The sequence below is a fragment of the Pseudoalteromonas sp. S1650 genome (assembly GCF_005887195.1).
Taxonomy (GTDB): Bacteria; Pseudomonadota; Gammaproteobacteria; order Enterobacterales; family Alteromonadaceae; genus Pseudoalteromonas; species Pseudoalteromonas simplex.
In genome coordinates this window covers 1-267 of record NZ_PNDF01000262.1, presented here as the reverse complement: position 1 = coordinate 267, position 267 = coordinate 1, and the positions used below count along the sequence as shown (strand labels likewise).

Sequence of the window (267 nt, the reverse complement as noted above, 5' to 3'; positions counted from 1 at the left end):
AATATAGAGTCGCTCATTGGAAAGCAAATTCGAGATAAGTTCTTAAAGTTCAGTGTCTATTATAAGTTCCCATTACCAGACTACTTGATTACCGATCCGAGTCGATTAAGGCAAATCTTATTAAACTTAACAACCATTGCCCTTAAGTTCACGCAAGTTGGGCGTATAACCTTAACTGTGAGCTGTCACAACGATAAGTTGTCAATTAGTGTAAAAGATAGTGGGATTGGTATTACTGAAAATGAGCAGCAGTTTTTATTAAGTTCT

1 protein-coding gene is annotated in these 267 nt (G+C 36.0%); it reads left to right on the top strand.

Annotated elements, in window-relative coordinates; genetic code table 11:
- A partial coding sequence (locus CWB80_RS22340; protein ID WP_249362695.1) for an ATP-binding protein occupies nt 1-267 on the top strand: 267 nt, incomplete at both ends.